We start from the raw sequence: 23,112 nt of genomic DNA on the forward strand, positions 1-23,112 counted from the left end.
ACATAGCGGGTGTTCGGGTGGAAAACCGGCCCTGGGCGGCCCGTCCCCCGGTGCCGTCGGTGGCTCAGCCGGCGCCCGGACCGCCGCTGCCGTCCACCCGGGCGCCGACGGCCTCGCGGATCTCCCCGAACCAGTCGACCATCGTCTCCCAGAAGCTGCGCCCCTCGGCCACCCACTCCGGAACGGGGGTGAAGTTCCAGACCAGCGCCACGATCGCGGCGAGGATCAGGATCATGAACAAGCAGCCCTTGAGGCACCCCAGGCCCGGGATGCGCATGGGGTTGGCGCCGCGTCGCCTCGCCGGCCCCGGCTCCCGGGGCGCGCGAGCCGGGCGGCGCTCCTCGTACCGCTGCGGCTGCGGCTCGTAGTGCCGCGGCTGCTGCTGGTAGGGCTGCGGCGCCTGCTGGTACTGCTGGGGCGCCGAACGCTGCTGGTACTGCTGGGGCTGCTGAGGCGCGCGAGACGCGTAGTCCTGCCGGTCGGGCGCCGGGGCGGCCGGCTGCACGCGGGCGGACCGCTGAGCGGGCCCGGGCTGCTGGCCCCCGTCGGGCTGCTGCGGCGCGGGGCGGCGCGGCGGGCGGCGCCGCAGCGGGTCCTGGCCCGGGTCGAGCGGCTGGTACTGCGTCTGCGCGTTGCGGTCGCGGGCGGCCCGGAGCTGGCTCTCCCAGGGGTGGGCACCCCCGCCCTCGGCGGCGGCGGGGCTCGGCTCGGCGGGCGGGTGCTGCGGCATGACGGCCGTGCCGTCGAGGCCGCCCGGAGCGGCGGACGCCCCGCGGCCGGCACCCTCCCCCGGTCCGCCGTGCGGCATGATCCGGGTCGCGGCGTTCGGGTCGAACGCGGGGGCGCCGCTGCCGGCGGGGAGGACCTGGGTCGGGTCGGCGTCCGCGGTGCCGGGTGCGCCGCCGGTGCCGGGGACGGGGGCGGGGCTCGGGTCGGGGGCCAGCAGGGCGGCCACGCCCAGGGCGGCGCTGCGCTCCTCGGGGGCGGCGTCCGGCGCGATCCCGGCGGCCACGGTCCGCAGGGCCCGGGCGAGGGCAGCTGCGCTCGGCCGTTCCTGGGGGCGCTTGCGCAGGCACCGCTCGACGACCGTCCAGAGCGGCTCGGGCAGGCCCTCGGGGCGCCGGGGGTCCTCGTTCAGGTGACGGTGGAGCACCTCGAGCGCGGTGCCGCCCCCGAACGGGGGACGGCCGGTGAGCAGCTCGTAGAGGAGGATGCCGGCGCCGTAGACGTCCACGGCGGAGGTCTGGGGCCGGCCCTCGGCGGACTCGGGCGCGACGTAGGCGGGGGTGCCGACGAACTCGTGGGTGCGGGTGAGGCCGGGCGAGTCGGCCAGGCGGGCGATGCCGAAGTCGGTCAGCATGGGCCGCATGCCGTCGCCGTCCTCGGCGAGGAGGACGTTGGCGGGCTTGAGGTCGCGGTGGACGACGCCGTCGTCGTGGCTCGCGGCGAGCGCGTCGGCGATCTGAGCGGTGATCAGGGCGGCGGCGACGGGTGTCAGCGGCCCGTTCTCCCGCAGATGGCGGTGCAGGTCGGGACCGTCGACGAGGTCCATGACGAGGGCGAGCAGATCACCCTCGACGACCAGGTCGCGGGTGCGCACGATGTTCTCGTGCGTGAGCCGCAACAGCACGGAGCGCTCGCGCAGGAAGCGCATGACGACGTCGGGGTCGCCCGCCAGCTCCTCCTTGAGCACCTTGATCGCGACCAGCTCGCCAGGGCTCCCGGCGACGGCGGCCTCCTCGCCGGCCGTCTCCCGCTGCCGGCCACGCCACACGGTGCCGGTGGCGCCGCGTCCGAGCGCCTCCTCGAGGAGGTACTTGCTGCCTACGGGCCGCACGTCATCGGCTCCCTGGTCGTTCCTGGGCGGACTGGGTGGTCGGGACCGGAGCGATCCGGACCTGAGTGATCTTGGACGCTGTCTGCTCGTTCGTCCAGCGGCCCGGCCCGCCCGCTCCCGCGCGCGGGCCGTGCGCTCCACTGTAGACAAGGCGCCGCCACGGTGGCCGGGAACCGGGCGACGCCGTCCTCTGCCCGGGGCTGAGGACGGCGTCGGTGGCCCCCTTCACCGAGCGCGAGCCGTTCCGGTCGTGATAGGTACACGGCTGGTCAGAAGTGTCACCACAGCAGGTGTGAACTCGGTCACACGCGACCTCACTTCCGCGCGACCCAGGCCAATCAAGATCATTGGACGGCGCTCGCGGCATGGGATGTCGGTCGCGGGTGGGAGGATGCACACACGGGGCTGAACCGGGAGGGGCGATGCCGAATCAGATCCGGCTCACCGTCCGTGGGCCACGCGGCGGCTCGTGGCAGGGCGCGGAGGCGTGTGACGTCATGGTCACCGCCCCGCCCGGCACCGTGCTCGCCGCCGTCACCGGCGGTCTGGTGGCCGCGTGGGCAGCCGCCGCCTCCGGCGCCGCGCCCGCCGCCCCGTCCCGCGAGAGCCAGTCGGCCGCCGTCTACGCGGACGGGCAGCGGCTCGACGCCCAGCGGCACGCCCTGGGCGAGCCCCCACTGGTGGACGGCGCCGTCGTCACCCTGTACCAGCCGGGCGAGCCGTCGGCCTCCCTCGCGCCCGGCGTCGGCCCCCGGCTGCACGTCGTCGCGGGGCCCGACGCGGGCGGCGTCCACCTGCTGCACGGCGGCCACATCCGCATCGGCCGCTCGGCCGACGCCGACGTCGTGCTGGACGACCCGGACGTCTCGCGGCTGCACTGCGTCGTGACCGTCACGGAGTCGGGCGCCGTCAGCCTGGCGGACCTGGGCTCGACCAACGGCACGACGGCCGACGGCGCCCCGGTCGGGGAGCGCCCCGTCCCGTTGCGTCCCGGTGCCTCGCTGCGGGTGGGCGAGTCGGTGCTGCGGCTGCGCACGGACCCGGTGCCCCTGCCGCACGACCCGTCGCTCCCCGCCCAGCGCACTCCGCTCCCCGGAGCGCACGCCGCCGAGGCCCCGGCCGCGCAGCCGGCGTCCCGGCAGGCCGCCGCGCTCGCCTACGTCCCCGAGCAGACCGGGCCCGGCGGGCGCGGCGAGCCGCTCGCCCCCGCGGGCCCGGCGGGCAGCGTCACGCACGGCACCGGCGTGGCCGGGATACCGGCCGCCGGCTCCCCGGGCGCACCGGTCGCCGCCCCCGGGCCCCCGCCCGGGGCCCCCGGCGCCCCGCCGGAGCACGCGACCGCCGAGGCCGACCGCCGTGCGGCCCGCGGTATCGGCGCCTGGGCCCGCCGGTTCTCCGCCAGGCGGCCGCCCGCCGCCCCCGGCCCGTACGACGGCCCGGCGCCCGCGGCGCCGGGCGGCCCGGTGCCCGTCCCCGACCCGGGGCGCTGGCCCGATCCCGCCGACGTCCTGCTGACCGCCCTCGGCCACGGTCCACGCCTGTGGGAACGCCACGTCGGGCAGCCGGCGCACGAGGACGCGCTGACGGTACGACTCGGCACGGCGCACCACGGAGCCCGCGCGGGCAGCCCGGTGACCGTGTCGCTGCGCGAGGCCGGTTCCCTCGGGCTCGCGGGCCCCCGCAACCGGCTGCTGCCCCTGGCCCGGTCCGTCCTCGCGCAGCTCGCCACGCTGCATCCGCCCAGCTCACTGGAGATCGTGCTGCTCGCCTCCGGGCGCGGGGCTCCGCGCACCCGGGACTGGTCGTGGCTGGGCTGGCTGCCACATCTGCGCCCGGCCCGGGGCCAGGACTGCCGGCTGCTGCTCGCGTTCGACCGCGAGCAGGCCACGGCCCGCACCGCCGAGCTGTCCCGGCGGCTGGACGACGGTCCGCTCGGGCCCGGCTGGACGAGCGCCGAGCGGCACGAGGTGCGGGCCGCCGCCGCCCGCCACACCGGCCCGGCGACGGTGCTGGTGGTGGACGGCGATCCCGGTACGGCAGCCCTGCGGGAGACCGTCGCCCGGCTCACCTCCGGCGGCGCCGCGGCCGGGGTCCACGTGCTGTGCCTGGCCGAGACGGCTCCGGCCACGCCCTCGTCCCCGCAGTCCGAGACGCTGGCCGCGGCCGGCAGCGTGCTCCCCGCCTTCCACGAGTGCGGCGCGGTGGGGCTGCTCAGCGGCGCCGTCGCGACGGCGGTCCGGGTGGTGCGCCGGGGCGGCGACCGGGTGGGTGAGCCGGCGACGGTCGACGGGGTGTCGGCGCCCTGGGCCGAGCGGGTGGCCCGGTCCCTGGCTCCGCTGCGGGAGGCCGAGACGGCCGGTACCGGCGCGGGTGTCCCGGCAGCCCGGCACGCCGCCCCGCTGCCCGACAGCTCGCGGCTGCTGGAGGAGCTGGGCCTGGCGCGCGCCACCCCGGCCGCGGTGCTGGCGCGCTGGCCGGAGCCCGGCGGCCGTCCGCCCGGCGCCGCGCTGCTCCTGGGGGCCGGGCCGCGCGGGCCGGTCGACGTCGATGTGGCCGCAGCGCGGAGCCATGTGCTGGTCAGCGGGGCCGCCGGGAGCGGCAAGTCCGAACTGCTGTGTTCCGCGGCCGCCGCGCTCGCGGTGTCCGAACGTCCCGACCGGCTGGGGCTCCTGCTCGTCGACGGCGGCTCGGGGCAGGCCCTGTGGGCGGCCACGGAGCTGCCGCACACGACCCTGTACCTGAGCGCGGGCGACCCGGTCCGTATGCGGTCGTTCGCCCAGGCGCTGACGGGTGAGCTGAAGCGGCGTGCGGAGCTGTTGGACGGCCACACCTACGAGGCGTTCGTCGCCCGCGACGGCCAGGCCGCGGGCCACGCCGCGGCGGCCGAGGCCGCGGCGGGCCGGCCCACGGCCGGCGGGGCCACGGGCGTTCCGGTCGGTGCGGAGGCCGCCGCGGGCGCTCCGGACGCGGACCGGGGCACGCTGCGGCTGCGCCCCCGTGCGGCGGTGGGCGAGGGGGCGGCGGCGCCGCTGCCCCGGCTCGTCGTCCTGGTGGACGATCTGGACGCCCTGGTGGCTCCGGCCCTGGGCAATCCGGGGCGGCCCGCCGCCGGCTCGGTGGTGCGCGCGCTCGAAGCGGTGGCCCGGGAGGGGCTGCGGCTCGGGGTCCACCTGGTGTGTGCGACGGGCCGTCCGGACCGCACGGCGCACACCGTCGCCGACCAGGGCTCGGCGCTGCGGGTCGCGCTCGGCGGCGGGCCGGAGGCGGACTGCCCGCCGGGGCGCGGGGTGCTGCACCTGCCCGACGGTGCCTCGACGCCGTTCCAGGCCAGCCGGGTCACCGCGCGCATTCCCCGCACGGCCACCCAGCGGCCCACGGTGCAGCCGCTGGACTGGGCCCGCGCCGGCGATCCGCCCACCCGGCGGCCGGTCCGCGAGCTGGGCAACGGGCCGACGGACCTGGCGCTGCTGGCCAGTGCGATCGAGCGGGCCGCGGTGGAGTCCGGCACGGCGCGGATACCACCGCCGGGGTGATGCCGGACGTCCCGAGGGGCGCCGGGAAGACGCCCGGAGAGGCGAACCGGGGTGGGCCGGTCGGGTGGGAAACGCGGGGCGGTGGCCCAAATGGCCAGCCTCAGCATGCACGCCGCGCATTATCGGCTTAACAGACCGGCCCCATGATCGCGCCCACCCCTGGGATGTGTGCCGTGCCCCGCTTCAGCATCATCGTTCCCGCCCACCAGGCGCACGCCTACCTGCCCGAGTGCCTGGAATCCGTACTCACCCAGTCCTTCACCGACTTCGAGCTCATCGCGGTGGACGACGGCTCGGCCGACGCCTGCGGCGGGCTGTTCGCCGACGCGGCGGCCTCCGACCGGAGGGTGACGGTCCTGCGCCTGGAGGAACCGGGCGGGCCGGGCCCGGCCAGAAACGCCGGCGTGCTGCACGCCCGGGGCGGCTACGTGCTCTTCCTGGACAGCGACGACGCACTCGCCCCCGGCGCCCTCCAGGCGGTCGCCGACCGGCTGGAGGACACCGCCGAACCGGACGTCCTCGTCTTCGACCACGAACGGGCCTTCTGGCACGGCCGCGTGGACCACGGCGGCTCCTCCGGACTCCTGGGCCAGCGCGACCCCCAGGTCTTCCGGGCCAAGGACCGCCCCGCCCTCCTCCGGCTCCCCGGCGTGGCCTGGAACAAGGCCTACCGCCGGGAGTTCCTCCTGCGCCACCAGCTGCGCTTCCCGTCCGGAGCCTACGAAGGCGTCCCCTTCACCTGGCGCACCCTGCTGACCGCCGAGGCCGTCACCGTCCTCGACCGCGTCTGCGTCCGGCACCGTCGGCGCCGCAACGGCGGACTGCTGGCGGAGGCCCCGCGGCGCCACTTCGACGTCTTCGCCCAGTACGACCGCGTCTTCGCCTTCCTCGGCGAACACCGGCACCTCGCCCGGTGGCGCCCCGTGCTCTACCGCCGGATGAGCGACCACCTCACCTCCCTCATCCTCGCCCCCGGCCGGCTGCCCCGCACCAGCCGCTCCGAGTTCTTCCGGCGCAGCGGCAAGCAGTGCGCCCGCCACCGGGACGCCGCCGGGCGCACCGGCTTCCGGCATCTGCTGCTCCGGCTCGGCGCCCGGCGCACCTTCCGGCTCGCCTGGGCCGCCGACGGGCTCCGGCGACGTCTGCGGTCCGCCGCCCGCGCCGTACACGGCACGCTCGTCCGCGCGTACTACCGCGTCCAGGCGCGCCGCCGCCTCGACCCCGGGCTCGCCGTCTTCACGGCACCGGGCGAGGGCGGCTACGCCGGCGACCCGGCGGCGCTGGAGGCCGCCGCCCGCAGGCTGATCCCCGGGCTGCGCACGGCCTGGGTCGCGACGGCCGACCAGGCGGCCGGCCTGCCCCGGAGCGTCCGGCGTCTCCAGCCCGGCTCCGCCGCCCACCTGCGCGCCCTGGCCCGCGCCACGTTCCTGGTGACCAGCGGGGACATCGAGCCGAGACCGCGCAAGCGGCCGGGGCAGACGGTCGTCCAGACACACCGCGGCACCCCGCTCGGCCGCGAGGGCCTGGACCTGGGGGCTCCGCCGCTCGCCGGCCTCGGTACCGACTTCACCGAGCTCCTCGCCCGCATCGACGACTGGGACTACAGCCTCTCCGCGAACCGTCACGCCACGCTGGCCCGCGAACGGGCCTACCCCGGCCGGTACACGACGCTGGAGTACGGCGCCCCGCGCAACGACGTGCTCCACCAGGCCACCGCCGAGGACGTCGCGCGCATCCGCGCGGAGCTGGGCGTGCCCCCGGGCGTCGTCGCCGTGCTCTACGCCCCCGCCGAACGCCCCTACCTGCAGGGCCGTCCGCCGCGGGTGGACCTCGCCCGGCTCACCCACGCCCTCGGGCCCGGGTACGTCGTCCTCGACGGCAGTGCGCCCAGCGGCACGCACCGGTCGGCCGCCCGGCTGTGCCTGGCCGCCGACGCGCTCGTCACCGACTACGCGCCACTGATGTTCGACTTCGCCAACCTCGACCGGCCCGTCGTCATCCACGCCGACGACTGGGAGACGTACCGGGCGACGCAGGGCACGTACTTCGACCTGACGAGCGCGCCGCCCGGCCCGGTCGTGCGGGACCTGCCCGCCCTCGTGCGGCTCTTCCACGGCGGCGGCTGGCGCTCGGCCGCGGGAGCGGAGCTGCGCGCGGCGTTCCGCGCCCGCTTCTGCCCCTACGACGACGGGCACGCCGCCGAGCGCGTCGTGCGGGCCGTCTTCCTGGACGGCGCCGGGCTCGCCCCCGTCGTCCCGCTGGAGCAGCGCAGGCCCGCGCCCGCACCGGCCGGCGCGCCCCGCGTCGTCCGCCCGGCGGAGAGCCTGCGCTCCGCCCGGTCAGGCGTCTGACCCGCGCCCCGAAGAGACGCGGGGAACCGCGCGACCGGCCACAGCGCACCCTCAGGCCGCGGCGTAGGGGGCGCCCCGGCCGGGCCGGACCCGGCGCCGGGGGCGGCGCCCGCCGGTCCGGCGCCTTCGCGCGGGGCCGGCAAGCGCACAAGCCCGGTCTAGCGGTTGCTGCGCAGGAGGGTGCGCATCGTCCGCATCGCCACGGACAGGTTCGCCAGGTCGAACGTCTCGGAGGTCTGGATCTCCTCCAGCGTCGCCCGGGCGCGGCCCAGGACCGCCGCGTTCTTCTCCTCCCACGCCTTGAAGCGCTGCTCCGGGGTGGCCGAGGCGTCCCCTGCGGCCAGTACGTCGGCGGTCAGGAGCTGGTGGGCGGCGTAGAGGTCCTCGCGGATGGCGGCCCGCGCCATCGACTGCCAGCGGTCGGCCCGCGGCAGCTCGCTGACGCGGTCCTGGAGCTGGGTGATGTTCAGCCGGTCGGCGAGGTCGTAGTAGACCTCGGCGACGTCCATGAGGTCCCGCCCGGTGCGGTCGGCGACGGCCACGATGTCCAGCGCCGGGAAGACCGAGGAGAACCCGGCGACGCGGCGGGCCGGACCCGTCGGCACCCCGGCTGCCTCCAGCTCCTCGTGGATCGCCTCGAACCAGGCGAGGTCCTCGCCCTTGAGGAGGGCGGGGAGCTGCGCCCAGACGGTCTCCACGCGCTCGCTGAAGACCTCCACCGTCTCGGCGAGCAGCAGCGGCTGGGGCCTGTTGCCCAGCAGCCAGCGCGTCGCGCGCTCGACGAGGCGGCGGCTGTGCAGCCGGATGCGGGTCTGCGTCTCGGCCGCCACCTCGTTGTCCAGCGTCTCGACCTCGTCCCACACCCTGGCCATGTCGAAGATGGCCCGGGCCGCTGTGTGGGCGCGCACGATCTCCTCGGTCGTGGCCCCCGTCTCCTCGCGGAGCCGGTGAAGGAACGTGGAGCCGCCCATGTTCACCGTGTCGTTGGCCAGCATCGTGGTGACGATCTGACGGCGCAGCGCGTGGTTGTCGATCTCCTCGGGGAACCGCTCGCGCAGCGCACGCGGGAAGTAGTGGTGGGCCAGGTCCCGCAGGTACGGGTCGTCCGGCAGGCCGGTGCCGATCAGCGCCTCGGTGGTGGTGATCTTGGCGTAGGCCAGCAGCACCGCGAGCTCGGGCTGGGTGAGCCCCTGGCCGCTGGCGTGGCGTTCCCTGATCTGCCGGTCCGAGGGCAGGAACTCCAGCGACCGGTCGAGACGGCCGGCCCGGGTCAGGGCGCGCATGAACCGCGCGTGGGCCTGGAGGAGGCCGGGCGCCGTCTCCAGCGCGCTGGCCAGGGCGACGTTCTGCGCGTAGTTGGTGCGCAGGACGATGTCACCGACCTCGTCGGTCATCTCGGCCAGCAGCGCGTTGCGCTGCTTGACGGTCATGTCCCCGTTGCCCACGACGGCGTTCAGCAGGATCTTGATGTTGACCTCGTGGTCCGAGGTGTCCACGCCCGCGCAGTTGTCGATCGCGTCGTTGTTGACCTTGCCACCGCACATCGCGTACTCGATGCGGCCGAGCTGGGTGAGGCCGAGGTTGCCGCCCTCGCCCACGACCTGGGCGCGCACCTCGCTGCCGTCGACCCGGATGGCGTCGTTGGCCTTGTCGCCGACGTCCTGGTTGCTCTCGGCGGAGGACTTCACGTAGGTGCCGATGCCGCCGTTCCACAGCAGGTCCACGGGCGCCTGGAGGACGGCCCGCATCAGCTCCGGGGGCGTGAGCCTGGTCGCCGTCGTCTCCAGGCCGAGGGCCTCGCGCATCTGCGGCGAGACGGGGATGGACTTGGCCGTGCGCGGGAAGACGCCGCCGCCCGTGGAGATCTTCTCGGCGTCGTAGTCGGCCCAGGAGGAGCGCGGCAGTTCGAAGAGGCGGCGGCGCTCGGCGTAGGAGGTGGCGGCGTCCGGGTCGGGGTCGACGAAGATGTGCCGGTGGTCGAAGGCGGCGACGAGCCGGATGTGCTCGCTGAGGAGCATCCCGTTGCCGAAGACGTCACCGGACATGTCGCCGACGCCGACGACGGTGAAGTCCTGCGTCTGGGTGTCGTGGCCCAGCTCCCGGAAGTGCCGCTTGACCGACTCCCAGGCGCCGCGCGCGGTGATGCCCATGCCCTTGTGGTCGTACCCGGCCGAGCCGCCCGAGGCGAAGGCGTCGCCCAGCCAGAAGCCGTAGGAGACGGCCACCTCGTTGGCGATGTCCGAGAACGTCGCGGTGCCCTTGTCGGCGGCGACGACGAGGTAGGTGTCGTCCTCGTCGTGCCGGACGACCTCCCTGGGCGGCAGCACGGCCCCGTTCACCAGGTTGTCGGTGATGTCGAGCATGCCGGAGATGAAGGTGCGGTAGCAGGCGATGCCCTCCGCCAGCCAGGCGTCCCGGTCCTGTGCCGGGTCGGGCAGCCGCTTGCCGACGAACCCGCCCTTCGCGCCCACCGGGACGATGACCGTGTTCTTGACCTCCTGCGCCTTGACCAGCCCGAGGATCTCGGTGCGGAAGTCCTCCTTGCGGTCGGACCAGCGCAGGCCGCCCCGGGCCACCTTGCCGAAGCGCAGGTGCACGCCCTCGACCCGCGGCGAGTAGACCCAGATCTCGTACGACGGCCGCGGTGCCGGCAGGTCCGGGATCATCTGCGGGTCCAGCTTCATCGACACGTACCCGTGCAGCCCGCCGTCGTCGGTGTGCTGGAAGTAGTTGGTACGCAGGGTGGCCCTGATGACGGTGAGGAAGGAACGCAGCATGCGGTCCTCGTCCAGGTTGGCCACCTGGTCCAGCGCGCCGTCCAGCTCCTCCAGCAGCCCGTCGACGAGCTCCCGGCCCGCGTGCTGCCGCTCCGGGGCCAGCCGGGCCTCGAACAGGCTCACCAGCAGCCGGGTGGTGTGGACGTTGCGCCGGAGCGTCTCCTCCATCGTGGCCTGGCCGAACTTGGCCCCGGCCTGCCACAGGTAGCGGGCGTAGGCGCGCAGCACCATGGCCTGCCGCCAGGTCAGCCCGGCGGCCAGCACGAGGGCGTTGATGCCGTCGTTCTCGGCCTCGCCTCGCCAGACGGCGGCGAAGGTCTCCTGGAAGCGGCGGCGCGCGTCCTCGCCCAGCCCCTCGACGCTCGTCTCCGGCAGCCGCAGCCCGAAGTCGTAGATCCACGCCCGGTTGCCGTCCGCCGTGCGCAGCTCGTACGGCCGCTCGTCCACCACCTCGACGCCCATCGCCTGGAGGATGGGCAGGACGGCGGAGAGGGAGACCGGCTCGCCGGTGCGGTAGATCTTGAACCGGCGCTCCCCCGCCGCGGCGCCCACCGGCTCGTAGAGGCTCAGGGCGAAGTCCTCGCCCGTCTCGTCGAGCTGGGCCAGGTGCTGGAGGTCGGCGACGGCGGCGCGGGGCGGGAAGTCGGCCTTGTAGCCCTCGGGGAAGGTATTGCCGCCGAGCGTGCCGAAGCGGCGGTTCAGCTCGGCGGCCCGCTCCTCACCGCACTCGGCCACGAGCGCCTCCGCGAAGCCGTCCGCCCAGGAGCGGGCGGCCTCGGCGAGCCGGGCCTCGATCCGGTCGGCGTCGGCGTCGGTGAGGCGGCCGAGCCCGGTGCCCGGCTCGACCCGGATGACGAAGTGCAGCCGCGAGAGCACCGACTCGGTGTTCCACGCGGTGAAGTCGACGCTGGTGCCGCCCAGCTCCTCGGTGAGGATGTCGATGAGGCGCAGGCGCACGCCCGTGGTGTAGCGGTCGCGCGGGAGGTAGACGAGCGCCGAGTAGTAGCGCCCGTACTCGTCCTGGCGCAGGAACAGCCGCAGCCTGCGCCGCTCCTGGAGGTAGAGGACGGAGATGGCGATCGAGCGCAGCTCGTCCTCGGGGATCTGGAACAGCTCGTCGCGCGGGTAGGTCTCCAGGATCTGGAGGAGGTCCCGGCCGTCGTGGCTGTCGGACGTGAAGCCCGCGTGCGAGAGGACGGCCTCGACCTTGCGGCGGATGACGGGGATCTGCCGGACGGACTCCACGAAGGCGGAGGCGGCGAAGAGGCCGAGGAAGCGGCGTTCACCGATGACGTTGCCCTCGGCGTCGAACTTCTTCACCCCGACGTAGTCGAGGTACGAGGAGCGGTGCACGGTGGCACGGCTGTTGGCCTTGGTCAGGACGAGCAGCCTGCGCTCGTGCGCCTTGGCGCGCGCGTCGGGGGTGAGCCGGCTGAAGGACGACGAGACGGGGTGACCGTCGTCGTCGGTGGTGTGCGTGGGGTCCGCCCGCAGGATGCCGAGGCCGGTGCCGGGCACGGACTTGAGCGCGTCCTCCGGCTCGCCGGACTCGCCGCTGACCTGCTCCAGCTCGTACTCGCGGTAGCCGAGGAAGGTGAACCGGTCGTCCGCGAGCCAGCGCAGCAGCGCCTGGGCCTCGCCGATCTCCTCGTCCGAGAGGTCGTTGGTGGGTTCCTGCGGCAGCCCGTCGGCGATGGCCAGGGCCGCGCCGCGCATCTTGTGCCAGTCCTCCACGGCCTCGCGCACGTCGGACAGGACGCGGCGCAGATCGAGGGTGATCTGCTGCAGGTCGGTCGCGTCCGTCTCCCGGTCGATCTCGACGTGGATCCAGGACTCGGTGACCGCGTCCGGCGGCAGCTGCTCCCGGGTGTGGGTGCTCGGCCGCGGCGAGAGCGGGTCACGCCCGGCGTCCAGCACCTCCAGCAGCTTCCCGGTGACATCCCGGCGGACGATGACCTGCGGGTGGATCACGACGTGGATGCCCCGGCCCTCGCGGGTCAGCTCGTTGGTGACCGAGTCGACCAGGAAGGGCATGTCGTCGGTGACGACCTCCACGACCGTGTGCGTGCAGGTCCAGCCTTTCTCCTCGACGCTGGGCGTGTAGACCCGGACGTTCGCCGTGCCCTGCGGACGCTGCTGGGCGAGCCGGTGGTGCGAGAGAGCGGCACCCAGGACGTCGACCGGCTCCCGGTCGTCGAGGTCCTCGGGGGCCGTGTGCAGGTAGTAGCGCTGGAGATACGACTCCAGGGCCTCCGGTTCGAGCCCCTGCGCCGGGAGGCTCCCGGTGGGGCTGCCTTCGGCGGCCTGGGCGGCTCGCCCGAGCAGATCGGCCTTGGCTTCGTCCAGCTTGGTCTGCATGTCCTCTGGCTCCTGTCGCGCGCCGTTGCGTGACGTCAGATGGGGGATTCCGCTGTTACAGGGCATGACGCCGAGACCCTCACGGGCCGTTCCAGTTCGACGGTATGCCGGAAAACTCGACCAGCGAGCGGTGCTGCCTCGCGCCGACGGTGGCGGAAGGCGGGGAAAGCGCCATCGTCTGCGTCCCCGGGCACGGATATCGCGCTGATCACGTAGGTAAGGCTATCGCTCCGGACCGGGGCGGCGTCATGGGCCGTATGTGTACAAAAGCGGGGCCCGAACTTTGACGTTCTGGACAGAGACGGAGGGCGGGCGGCGCGGGCTCGCGTCAACGGGCGATGCGCTCGGCCGCGTCGACCGCGTCGGCCAGCGTGTCCACGACCGGGACCCCGGCCTCCTCCAGGCTGGCCCGGCTGTGCGAGCCGCCGGTGTACAGCACCGCCTGAGCGCCGACGTGCCGGGCGGCCAGCGCGTCGTCGAGCGCGTCGCCTATGACGACGGTGCGGCACGGCTCCACGTCCGTCAGCGAACGCAGGTGCCCGGCCATGTGCCGCGCCTTGCCGTGCCCCGCCAGGGGGGTGGCCAGGCCGTCCACCCGGGTGAAGTGCCCCTCGATGCCGTGCCTGCGCACGAGCGGCACGAGGTGGTCGTGCGGGGCCAGGGAGCACAGCGACTGCGTGCCCCCGGCGGCCTGCCGGGCGGCCAGCAGCTCGGCGGCGCCGAGCGTCAGCGTCACCGTGTCCACGCGGTCGAAGTAGTGGCGGTGGAACAGCTCGTTCAGGTGGGCGAACTCCTCCTCCGAGGGAACCCGGCCCGTGAGCTTCTCGTAGAAGCGCGGCACCGGCACGGTGTACAGCTCGCGGTAGCGCTCCAGCGTGATCGGCTCCATGCCGACCTCGGCGAAGGCGAGGTTCGTCGCCTCGATCACCGCGTCGATGTCGTGCAGGAGCGTGCCGTTCCAGTCCCACACGATGTGAATGGTGTCTCCACGCATGCTCCCGACCGTACCCGGCGCCGCCGACAGGCGGGGAGTCCGGTCGGCGACACCCGCACCGCCGCGCGGGGATGCCGTCAGCGGCGCGCGGCCGTCACAGCAGCTGGTCCAGCTCCTGTGTCGCGTACCAGAGCAGCTCGTGGCCGTCGGCGCCCTCCACCGTGAAGCGCGCGTCCTCGTCCCCCGCGTCGGCCGCCGAGAGCGCCCGGGCGGCCGCGTCGACGTCCACCGCCGCGTCCTCGGCGTCCACATGCAGCGCCGCCACCTTCGACAGCGCGATCGCGCCGGTCGCCCGGACCCGGCCGAGCGCTCCGGCGGCCTCGCCGGAACCCTCACCGGCGTCCTCGTCGTCCCAGGTCACCGCGCGGTCGGCCACGTCCGCCGCCAGCACCACCCGTCGCCGGGGGGCATCCGGCTCGGCGGCGAGCAGCCGCAGCGAGCTGAGCGCCGCCCGGCCGAGCGCGGCGTACTCCAGCTCCTCCAGATCGTCGGAGACGTACCACGCGCGCAGCGCCGGGGTGACCGCGAAGGCCGTCAGCGGGGCGGGGCCGAGCTCGCCCTGCCGGTGCGCCAGCGCCAGCCGGGGCAGGGTCAGGGGGACGTAGAGGCGCATGAACTGCCGCTTTCGTGTGAGGCCGTCGTACGGGCTGTCCGTCAGGATACGGCCACCGGGGCGCGGCGTGGGCCCGGCGCACACGCTCCCCGCGCAGGTCAGCCGCGTAGCAGGTCAAGGGGCGCCGCCCCGGCCCCGGAACGGGTGACGGGCCGCCGCGGCGAGCGCGCCCGCGACCCGCACTTGCCACGCGGTGACGGCACGGATACAAAGAGCGACGAGAAAAGCTACTGGCCAGTAGTAAACGTGCCCATCAACCTGCACACACGGGGAAACACCATGACGACCGCCCACACCCTCCGCCCGCCGGGCCGCCGCGACAGCCGCCGCCCCGCCCGGTCCGCCCTCGCCACCGCGCGCCACAGCGCCCGCGACCGGCTCCCGCACTACTGGTTCGCACACCGTCTGCTGCTCGTGCTCAGCGGCAGGCGTCCCGTACACAGCCTTCTGGGCCATGTCACCGGAGCCGCCTACGACGACCTCGTCCGCCTCGCGCCGCGGGCCCCGCTCGCCACCGGAGCGCCGGCCCACGGGCCGGTGCTCCTCCAGGTCGGGGCCTCCACCCCCCGCCAGGGCGCCTTGGAGGCCTTCGCCCGCGTCCGCTCGGGGGACCGCACCCGGGCCCTCGCCTTCCGGCTGGAACAGACGCCCGCCCGCCGCTGGCGGTGCGCCGCAGTGGAGCTCGACGTCGACTGCCGGACCTGACCCGTTCGCCGCCGGGCCGACATGACGACGGGGCCGGACGCGCTCTCCGCGTCCGGCCCCGGTCCGCCTCTCCGCCTGCCGCGGCGGAGCTGCCGTCACTTCTTGCGGCGGCGGCCCCCGCTCTTCTGCGCCTTGCGGCGCTCGGCCCGCGTCATGCCGTCACCCGCGGAGCTCGCCCCCGGCTCGGCGTCCTCGACCGCGAAGTCGCCCTCGACGACGCCGCCTTCACCGTCCACCTTGGGAGCGGTGAAGTGCAGCCGGTCCGGCCGCTGCGGAGCCTCCAGGCCCTTGGCACGGATCGCCGGACGGGCGCCCGCCGGGACGGCCTCCTTCGGGGCCTCCTCCCGCGCCGCCGCCGGCCGCTCCTGCACCGGGACCTCCTCGACCTGCCGCTCGACCTGCACCTCCAGGTTGAACAGATAGCCGACGGACTCCTCCTTGATGCCGTCCATCATGGCCTGGAACATGTCGTAGCCCTCCCTCTGGTACTCGACCAGCGGGTCCTTCTGGGCCATGGCCCGCAGCCCGATGCCCTCCTGGAGGTAATCCATCTCGTAGAGGTGCTCGCGCCACTTGCGGTCCAGCACGGACAGCACGACCCGGCGCTCCAGCTCGCGCATGATCTCCGAGCCGAGCTCGTTCTCCCGCTCGTCGTACTGCGCGTGGATGTCCTCCTTGACGGCCTCGATCAGGAACTCGGCGGTCAGGCCCTCGCGGTCCCCCACCTCGTCCTCCAGCTCGGCCACCGTCACGGAGACCGGGTAGAGCTGCTTGAACGCGCCCCACAGCCGGTCGAGGTCCCACTCCTCGGCGAAGCCCTCGACCGTCTCGGCCTGGACGTACGCCTCGATCGTGTCGTCCATGAAGTGCCGCACCTGCTCGTGCAGGTCCTCACCCTTCAGGACACGGCGGCGCTCGCCGTAGATGACCTCGCGCTGCCGGTTGAGCACCTCGTCGTACTTGAGGACGTTCTTACGGATCTCGAAGTTCTGCTGCTCGACCTGGGACTGGGCGGAGGCGATGGCCCGGGTCACCATCTTGTTCTCGATCGGCACGTCGTCGGGGACGTTCGCCATGGCCATCACCCGCTCGACCATCTGGGCCTTGAACAGCCGCATCAGGTCGTCACCCAGGGAGAGGTAGAAGCGGGACTCGCCCGGGTCCCCCTGGCGGCCGCTGCGGCCGCGCAGCTGGTTGTCGATGCGGCGCGACTCGTGCCGCTCGGTGCCCAGCACGTACAGGCCGCCGAGCCGCTTCACCTCGTCGTGCTCCGCCTTCACGCCCTCCTCAGCCCGCTCCAGGGCGGCGGGCAGCGCGGCGGCCCACTCCTCGATGTGCTCCTCCGGGTCGTAGCCCTTGGCACGCAGCTCGTCCTCCGCGATGGCCTCCGGATTGCCGCCGAGCTGGATGTCGGTACCGCGGCCCGCCATGTTCGTGGCCACGGTGACGGCGCCCCGGCGGCCCGCCTCGGCCACGATGTGAGCCTCCCGCTCGTGGTTCTTCGCGTTCAGCACCTGGTGCTTCACACCGCGCTTCGTGAGCTGCTGCGAGAGGTACTCGGACTTCTCCACCGAGGTGGTGCCGACCAGGATCGGCTGCCCCTTCGCATGCTTCTCGACGATGTCCTCCACCACCGCGTCGAACTTGGCGACCTCGGTGCGGTAGATCAGGTCCGCCTGGTCCTTGCGGATCATCGGCTTGTTGGTGGGGATCGGCACCACGCCGAGCTTGTAGATCTGGTGGAACTCGGCGGCCTCGGTCATCGCCGTACCGGTCATGCCGGAGAGCTTGTTGTAGAGGCGGAAGAAGTTCTGGAGGGTGATCGTGGCGAGCGTCTGGTTCTCGTCCTTGATCTCCACCCCCTCCTTCGCCTCGATCGCCTGGTGCATGCCCTCGTTGTAGCGGCGACCGGCGAGGATACGGCCGGTGTGCTCGTCGACGATCATGACTTCGCCGTCGATGACGACGTAGTCCTTGTCCTTCTTGTACAGCTCCTTGGCCTTGATGGCGTTGTTGAGATAACCGACGAGCGGGGTGTTCACGGACTCGTACAGGTTGTCGATGCCGAGCCAGTCCTCAACGCGGGCCACGCCCTGCTCGTGGATACCGACGGTGCGCTTCTTCTCGTCGATGTCGTAGTCGCCCGTCTCCGGCTTCTGCAGCCGGACGTCGGCGGGCTCGCCCTTCTCCAGCCGCTTGGCGAGCTTCGCGAAGTCGGCGTACCACTTGGTGGCCGAGTCGGCGGGGCCGGAGATGATCAGCGGGGTGCGGGCCTCGTCGACGAGGATCGAGTCCACCTCGTCGACGATGGCGAAGTTGTGGCCGCGCTGGACGAGCTCCTCCTGCGACCACGCCATGTTGTCGCGCAGGTAGTCGAAGCCGAACTCGTTGTTCGTGCCGTAGGTGATGTCGCAGGCGTACTGGTCCCGCCGCTGCGCCGGGGTCATGTTGGCGACGATGCAGCCGACGTCCAGACCGAGGAACTTGTGGACGCGCCCCATCTGCTCGGAGTCGCGCTGGGCCAGGTAGTCGTTGACGGTGATGAGGTGCACACCGTCCCCGGACAGGGCGTTGAGATAGGCGGGCAGGGTACCGACGAGCGTCTTGCCCTCACCCGTCTTCATCTCCGCCACGTACCCGAGGTGCAGCGCCGCGCCGCCCATGATCTGGACGTCGTAGTGGCGCTGGCCGAGGACGCGCTTCGCGGCCTCACGGACCGTCGCGAAGGCCTCGGGCAGCAGGTCGTCCAGGGACTCGCCGTCCGCGTACCGCTCCTTGTACTCGTCGGTCAGGGCCCGCAGCTCGGCGTCGGAGAGGTCGAGGAAGTCCTCTTCGATGGAATTCACCTGGTCCGCGATGCGGTGCAGCTTGCGCAGGATCTTGCCTTCGCCTGCACGCATGAGCTTGTTGAAGACGGACACTGGGGATGGTCTCCTTGCCGGTAGGCCTGGCACGGTGGTGCGATGCTTGGCTGTTCCCTCTCCCTGCCGAGGGCTGTACCGCACCGGCCATCGTATGCGAGGGGCGCGCGCCCCTGTACCCCCAACGTGCCGGGCCCTCCGAAGGTGCCGTTCGCGTCCGGCCGCGCGGCCTGGGTGGACCAACGGCAGAATGCGGACATGCAACCCGTCACCCTCACCACCGCGCGTCTGCTCCTGCGTCCCTTCGCCCCGCACGACGTGGAGCCCGTCCACGCCGCCTGCCAGGACCCGGAGATCCCGCGCTGGACGCAGGTGCCGCAACCGTACGAGCGCAGGCACGCCGAGGACTTCCTCCTGAACATCTGCCCGGCCGGGTGGCGGGACGGCACGGTCTACACGTTCGGGGTGTTCACGCACACGGGTGCCCTGGTCGGCTCCATGGGACTGGTCCGCGCCGCACGGCTGCACACCGAGGACCGCACGGCCGAACTGGGCTACTGGACGGCCCCGGAACAGCGGGGGCAGGGCTACACCGTGGAGGCCGCCCGGGCCGTCGTCGACTGGGCCTTCACCGCGCTGGGCGCCGAGCGGCTGGAGTGGTACGCCCACGTGGGCAACGAGGCGTCCCGGGCCGTGGCGCTGCGGGTCGGTTTCGTGATGGAGGGCGTCCACCGCGCCCGGACCGTCCACCGGGGTGAGCGCCGGGACGACTGGTCCGCCTCGCTGCTGCCCGCCGACTGGGGCAGGACGAGCCCGACGCCCTACACGGCCACGCCGCCCCCGGCCTGAACCGGCGCACCCGCACCGCGCCGCACAGCACCGGGCCGGGCCGGGCCGGAGCCGCGTTGTCGGTGGCCCGGCCTACGGTGTGGGCATGACGTCAGCGCCCACTCCCGAGCTCACTCTCTCCGCCGACGACGCACGGCGGATCGCCCTTCGCGCCCAGGGCTTTCTCGGCGCGCCCGACCGCCGGGCGGGAGTGCGCGGCGTGCTGCGGAAGCTCGGCGCGGTGCAGCTCGACACGATCTCGGTACTGGCCCGCTCGCACGAGCTGATCCCCTACGCCCGGCTCGGCGCCGTGGACCGCTCGGCGGTGGAGGAGGCCTACTGGTCCGAGGGGCACGCCTTCGAGTACTGGTCGCACGCTGCCTGCATCCTGCCCGTCGAGGAGTGGCCTTGCTTCGCCTTCCGGCGGCGGGCGCGGCGGGCGGCCGGCCACCGCTGGCACCGGCTGGCGGACCGGGACGCCGTCTGCGCCCAGGTGCGGGACCGGCTCACGGCGGACGGCCCGCTGACCGCCGCCGAGCTGGGCGGGGCGAAGAACGGCGGCGTGTGGTGGGACTGGTCGGACACGAAGATCGCCGTCGAGTGGCTGCTGGACGTGGGCGAGGTCGTGTGCACCGAACGGCGCGGCTGGAAGCGCGTCTACGACCTGGCCGAGCGGGCCGTGCCGGGCGAGCTGTTCCACGACGACCTGACGGACGGGGAGTGCCTGCGCCGCCTGGTCGCCCAGGCGGGATCCGCTCTCGGGGTGGCGACGCGGGCCGATCTCGCCGACTACCACCGGCTGCGCGGCGCCCAGGTCGACGCGGTGATCGGCGACACCCCGCTGGTTCCGGTCGAGGTCGAGGGCTGGGGCAAGCCCGCCTGGGCCGATCCGGCGGCTCTCGCCCTGCCTCCACGCGGGCGGCACCGCACCACGCTGCTCTCTCCGTTCGACTCGCTGATCTGGGACCGCCCGCGCACGGAGCGGATCTTCGCCTTCACCCACCGCCTGGAGGCCTATGTGCCCAGGCCGAAGCGGGTGCACGGCTACTTCGCGATGCCGCTGCTGGCCGGAGGCAGGCTCGTGGGCCGCGTCGACCCGGGCCGCGAGGGGCGGACGCTGGTGGCCCGCCAGGTCTCGATGGCGTCCCCGAGCGCCGTGACCCCCATGGCCACCGCGCTGCGGGAGGCGGCGAGTTGGGTGGGCTGCGAGGACATACGGGTCGAGCGCTGCGACGACGGCGCGCTGGCGGCGGCGCTCACGGCGGAGTTGCGCGCGTAGCCGAGATGCGCCGGGCCCGGGTCTCCCGGGCGGGGAGGGCCCGCGCTCAGCGGATCTCGAGGATCTTCTCCCGCATCGCGTAGACGACGGCCTCCATCCTGGAGTGCAGTTGGAGCTTCTCCAGGATGTTGCGCACGTGGTTCTTGACGGTGTTCTCGCTGATGTACAGCGCTTTGGCGATGTCCCGGTTGTTCATCCCGGTGGCCACGAGCTTGAGGACCTCCAGCTCGCGGTCCGTGAGCCGGGGAGCCGGCACGAGCTTGCTCTCGTCGGTGCGCTGGATCATCGACTTGAACTCGGTCAGCAGCTTGGCGGCCATCGAGGGGCTGATCTGCGACTGGCCGTCCGCGACGGCCCGGATGGCGGCGCAGACCTCGTCGGTGGAGATCTCCTTCAGCAGATAGCCGGTGGCACCCGCCTTGATCGCGTCGTAGAGGTCGGCCTCCTCGTCGCTGATCGTCAGCATCACGATCTTCGCGCTGGGAACGACCTCCTTGATGGCCGTGCACGCCTCGATGCCACCGCGCCGGGGCATGCGCACGTCCATCAGGACGATGTCCGGCAGCAGGTCGGCCGCCTTCTCCACGGCCTCGGCCCCGTCTCCAGCCTCGCCGACGACCTGGATGTCCTCCTCCGTCTGGAGCACGATCTCCAGCCCCCGGCGGAAGAGCTCGTGATCGTCGACGACGAGTACCCGGACCGGCTCACACCGCCCACGCCGCCCGGCCTCCTCGACGGTGGCCATGGTGCCGGCCTGCCCGCCGAGGGGCATCGTGGGCCCGAAGCTGTCCGCCATCGTTCCTCCCCCTGCTGCCCATGCCCGGTCGGCGCCAACCGGGCTGGGCACCTGGCCGGTTGGTGGTGAGGCTCATGCTATCGGGGGCTCGCGACGTCGCGGAGCAGCCGAGGGGACAGCCGACCGCATCGCACGCCGCCGCGCCCCCGGGAGGACGCGTACGCCCTCCCGGAGACGCGGGCGGCGCCCATGACCGCCGCAGGCGGCTCAGCCGCCGAGAGAACCACCCGCGCCCGGCGGGATCTCCTCGGCGAAGGGGTCCGGATTCAGATGGATGACCCCGTAGTCATACGCGTGCCGCCGGTAGACCACGCTCGGCAGCTTCGTGTCGGAGTCGATGAAGAGATAGAAGTCGTGCCCCACCAACTCCATCTCGTACAGCGCCTGGTCGAGGGTCATCGGCGCGGCGTCATGGGTCTTTTCCCGGCAGATCAGGGGGCCTTCCCCCTGAACCTCCAGCGGGCCCACCTTCTTCGTGGACGGGGCCGCCTCGACGTCGGCCTCGAAAGCACCCAGCTCGCCGTTGCCGTTGAGGGTGGCGACGCCGGGCACCTGCGTGGGGACCTCGGCGGCCGGAATCCGGGCGGCTCCCCGACGGGAGGTGCGCCGGTCGTGCCGGCGCCGCAGGCGCTCTTCCAGCTTCTCCGCCGCCAGGTCGAGTGCCGCATAGGGGTCGGTCGCCGCCGCCTCGGCCCGAATGACCGGGCCGCGGTGCCGGAGAGTGATCTCCACGCGGTCGGAACGGTCGGCCTGACGAGGGTTGTGCTCCTTGGACACCTCAACGTCCAGGCGGGTCACTTTGGCGTCGAGCTTCTGAACCTTCTCGATGTTCAGCTTCTCGGTCACGTGCTTGCGGAACCGCTCGGGTACCTGTGTCTTACGGCCCTTGACGACGATGTCCACGCAGAACTCCGTTCCCGGACTGCCACGTCACGTGCGACGAGGCACGTCCTTTGTGCACTGAGGCCGGACGGTTCCGGGGCTGACCGGTCACCCTCCGGCACTACGTCGGGTTGCGACTTCCACCTCCTTCTCCCCCATCGGGAAGATCGCCACCCACTCGAAAAGAGAGGCGACCGGTGAGGACCGGCTGGGTGTGGCATCGCCACACGACTCCGTTTCGAGGGAGACCGAGGTCGGAGCCCCGGCCTCCTCTCTACCGAACGTACCCCGAGTGCGGGACAGTCGGCACCCCCTACCGATGCGTACCCCTCATGAGCTGTCCTCTTGTTGTTTCCTGCCGTGTTCCCCCGGCGTCCCGGTGGCGCCGGTAGCGCATTCCCTGCCCCGACGGCGCCCCGGTCATGCACCGGGACCCCCCACCGATTCCCCGCACAGGCGCTCAAGGGGGCCCTGAGACGCCGGGAGGGGCGCGTCCGCCACGACGGCGGCGCCCACGACCCGGCCACCCGCCGCCGTGAGAGCGCGCGCCGCCTCGGCCAGCGAGGAGCCGGTCGTCACGAGGTCGTCGACGAGGACGAACGGGCCCGCACCGAGGAGCCGGGCGGCCGCGGCGGGCACGCACAGCGCCCCGTCGACGTTGCGCCGCCGCTGCTCCGGGCTCAGCCCCGCCTGGTCGGCCACGGCGCGGCGGTGCCGCAGGACGGCGCGCACCACGGCCGCGACACCGTCCCGGCGCAGCTCGGCCGCGGCGACCCGGGCCAGGCGGTGCACCGGGTCGTGCCCGCGGGCGGCGACGGCTCGCCGGGCGGACGGCACCGGCACCAACACCGCCGGGCCGCGCACCGCTCCTCCGGCGGCGAGCGGCGCCCGTACCGCCCCCGCCAGGGCCGCGCCCAGCGGTCGGGCGAGCCGCAGGGCGCCGCGTTCCTTGTGCGCGAGGAGAAGGGCGCGCAACTCGTCCGCATAGAGCCCGGCCGCGTACACCGGAGGCAGCCACGGTGGAGGCGGGCTGGCGCCCGTGGGACGCCAGCCGCGCACCGGCCCCGCCGCCGGGGCCCGGCCGCACCGCCCGCACAGACCCGTCCGCGCGGCCCCGCATCCGGCGCACTCGGCGGAGAGCAGCACGTCGGCCAGCTCGTGCCACCAGCCCCGCCAGGCGTCCCACGACGCCTGCCGGCGCCCACCCCGCGACACGGCCTGCCACTCGCCCCGCCGCACGTCCCGCGACACGTCCGGCCGCGTGTACCGCCGCACATCCCGCCTCCAAGCAGTCACTC

At 73.8% G+C, this 23,112-nt stretch carries 13 protein-coding genes; 5 read left to right on the forward strand and 8 right to left on the reverse strand.

All coding sequences use genetic code 11. The features are described from left to right. Positions 1–64: 64 nt before the first annotated feature. Positions 65–1,837 (reverse strand): serine/threonine-protein kinase, encoded by a 1,773-nt coding sequence (locus tag O7609_RS07365; RefSeq protein ID WP_269743271.1) that lies wholly within the window; start codon positions 1,835–1,837, stop codon positions 65–67. Positions 1,838–2,259: 422 nt separating this feature from the next. Here O7609_RS07365 and O7609_RS07370 point away from each other — a divergent pair, with 422 nt between their 5' ends. Next, positions 2,260–5,370 (forward strand): FtsK/SpoIIIE domain-containing protein, encoded by a 3,111-nt coding sequence (locus O7609_RS07370; RefSeq protein ID WP_269743272.1) that lies wholly within the window; start codon positions 2,260–2,262, stop codon positions 5,368–5,370. A 173-nt stretch (positions 5,371–5,543) separates the two neighbouring features. After that, positions 5,544–7,721, forward strand: a complete 2,178-nt coding sequence (locus tag O7609_RS07375; RefSeq protein WP_443072080.1) for a bifunctional glycosyltransferase/CDP-glycerol:glycerophosphate glycerophosphotransferase — start codon at positions 5,544–5,546, stop codon at positions 7,719–7,721. Positions 7,722–7,879: 158 nt separating this feature from the next. On the opposite strand, the gene O7609_RS07380 is transcribed toward O7609_RS07375, so the two are convergent. From O7609_RS07380 to O7609_RS07390, 3 genes are all read right to left on the reverse strand, one after another. Further along, positions 7,880–12,856 (reverse strand): NAD-glutamate dehydrogenase, encoded by a 4,977-nt coding sequence (locus tag O7609_RS07380; RefSeq protein ID WP_269734152.1) that lies wholly within the window; start codon positions 12,854–12,856, stop codon positions 7,880–7,882. A gap of 328 nt (positions 12,857–13,184) precedes the next feature. Next, positions 13,185–13,850, reverse strand: coding sequence for an HAD family hydrolase (locus tag O7609_RS07385; protein ID WP_269734153.1), 666 nt, complete (start codon positions 13,848–13,850; stop codon positions 13,185–13,187). 94 nt (positions 13,851–13,944) lie between these two features. Further along, on the reverse strand, positions 13,945–14,463 hold the full coding sequence (locus tag O7609_RS07390; RefSeq protein ID WP_269734154.1) for a DUF6912 family protein: 519 nt from the start codon (positions 14,461–14,463) through the stop codon (positions 13,945–13,947). 279 nt (positions 14,464–14,742) lie between these two features. On the opposite strand from O7609_RS07390, the gene O7609_RS07395 reads away from it, so the two are divergent. After that, positions 14,743–15,168, forward strand: coding sequence for an Rv3235 family protein (locus O7609_RS07395; RefSeq protein ID WP_269743273.1), 426 nt, complete (start codon positions 14,743–14,745; stop codon positions 15,166–15,168). Positions 15,169–15,263: 95 nt separating this feature from the next. On the opposite strand, the gene secA is transcribed toward O7609_RS07395, so the two are convergent. Next, positions 15,264–18,089 carry a preprotein translocase subunit SecA gene (gene secA / locus O7609_RS07400; protein WP_269734156.1) on the reverse strand — a complete coding sequence of 942 codons (2,826 nt, stop codon included), beginning with the start codon at positions 18,087–18,089 and terminating at the stop codon, positions 15,264–15,266. Between the two features lie 198 nt (positions 18,090–18,287). On the opposite strand from secA, the gene O7609_RS07405 reads away from it, so the two are divergent. Further along, positions 18,288–18,878, forward strand: a complete 591-nt coding sequence (locus tag O7609_RS07405; RefSeq protein WP_269734157.1) for a GNAT family N-acetyltransferase — start codon at positions 18,288–18,290, stop codon at positions 18,876–18,878. An 85-nt stretch (positions 18,879–18,963) separates the two neighbouring features. Beyond that, the gene (locus O7609_RS07410) at positions 18,964–20,136 is read left to right on the forward strand and encodes a winged helix-turn-helix domain-containing protein (protein WP_269734158.1); all 1,173 of its coding nucleotides are present in this window, start codon (positions 18,964–18,966) and stop codon (positions 20,134–20,136) included. 46 nt (positions 20,137–20,182) lie between these two features. On the opposite strand, the gene O7609_RS07415 is transcribed toward O7609_RS07410, so the two are convergent. The 3 genes from O7609_RS07415 to O7609_RS07425 all read right to left on the reverse strand — a co-directional run bounded on the left by O7609_RS07415 (position 20,183) and on the right by O7609_RS07425 (position 22,957). Then, positions 20,183–20,932: a response regulator transcription factor gene (locus tag O7609_RS07415; RefSeq protein WP_269734159.1), complete on the reverse strand. Its 750-nt coding sequence runs from the start codon at positions 20,930–20,932 to the stop codon at positions 20,183–20,185. Between the two features lie 207 nt (positions 20,933–21,139). Then, entirely contained in the window at positions 21,140–21,835 is a 696-nt protein-coding gene (gene hpf, locus O7609_RS07420; protein ID WP_269734160.1) for a ribosome hibernation-promoting factor, HPF/YfiA family, read from the reverse strand. A gap of 399 nt (positions 21,836–22,234) precedes the next feature. Continuing rightward, positions 22,235–22,957, reverse strand: coding sequence for a ComF family protein (locus tag O7609_RS07425; protein WP_443072235.1), 723 nt, complete (start codon positions 22,955–22,957; stop codon positions 22,235–22,237). Positions 22,958–23,112: the final 155 nt, after the last annotated feature.

The sequence above is a fragment of the Streptomyces sp. WMMC1477 genome, assembly GCF_027460245.1.
In the GTDB taxonomy this organism is placed as follows: domain Bacteria; phylum Actinomycetota; class Actinomycetes; order Streptomycetales; family Streptomycetaceae; genus Streptomyces.

Coding starts and splice junctions, on each gene's coding strand:
- O7609_RS07385 (WP_269734153.1), bottom strand. CDS start 13,850: ATGCGTGGAGACACCATTCACATCGTGTGGGACTGGAACGGCACGCTC.
- O7609_RS07395 (WP_269743273.1), top strand. CDS start 14,743: ATGACGACCGCCCACACCCTCCGCCCGCCGGGCCGCCGCGACAGCCGC.
- O7609_RS07415 (WP_269734159.1), bottom strand. CDS start 20,932: ATGGCGGACAGCTTCGGGCCCACGATGCCCCTCGGCGGGCAGGCCGGC.
- O7609_RS07405 (WP_269734157.1), top strand. CDS start 18,288: ATGCAACCCGTCACCCTCACCACCGCGCGTCTGCTCCTGCGTCCCTTC.
- O7609_RS07390 (WP_269734154.1), bottom strand. CDS start 14,463: ATGCGCCTCTACGTCCCCCTGACCCTGCCCCGGCTGGCGCTGGCGCAC.
- O7609_RS07380 (WP_269734152.1), bottom strand. CDS start 12,856: ATGCAGACCAAGCTGGACGAAGCCAAGGCCGATCTGCTCGGGCGAGCC.
- O7609_RS07370 (WP_269743272.1), top strand. CDS start 2,260: ATGCCGAATCAGATCCGGCTCACCGTCCGTGGGCCACGCGGCGGCTCG.
- O7609_RS07410 (WP_269734158.1), top strand. CDS start 18,964: ATGACGTCAGCGCCCACTCCCGAGCTCACTCTCTCCGCCGACGACGCA.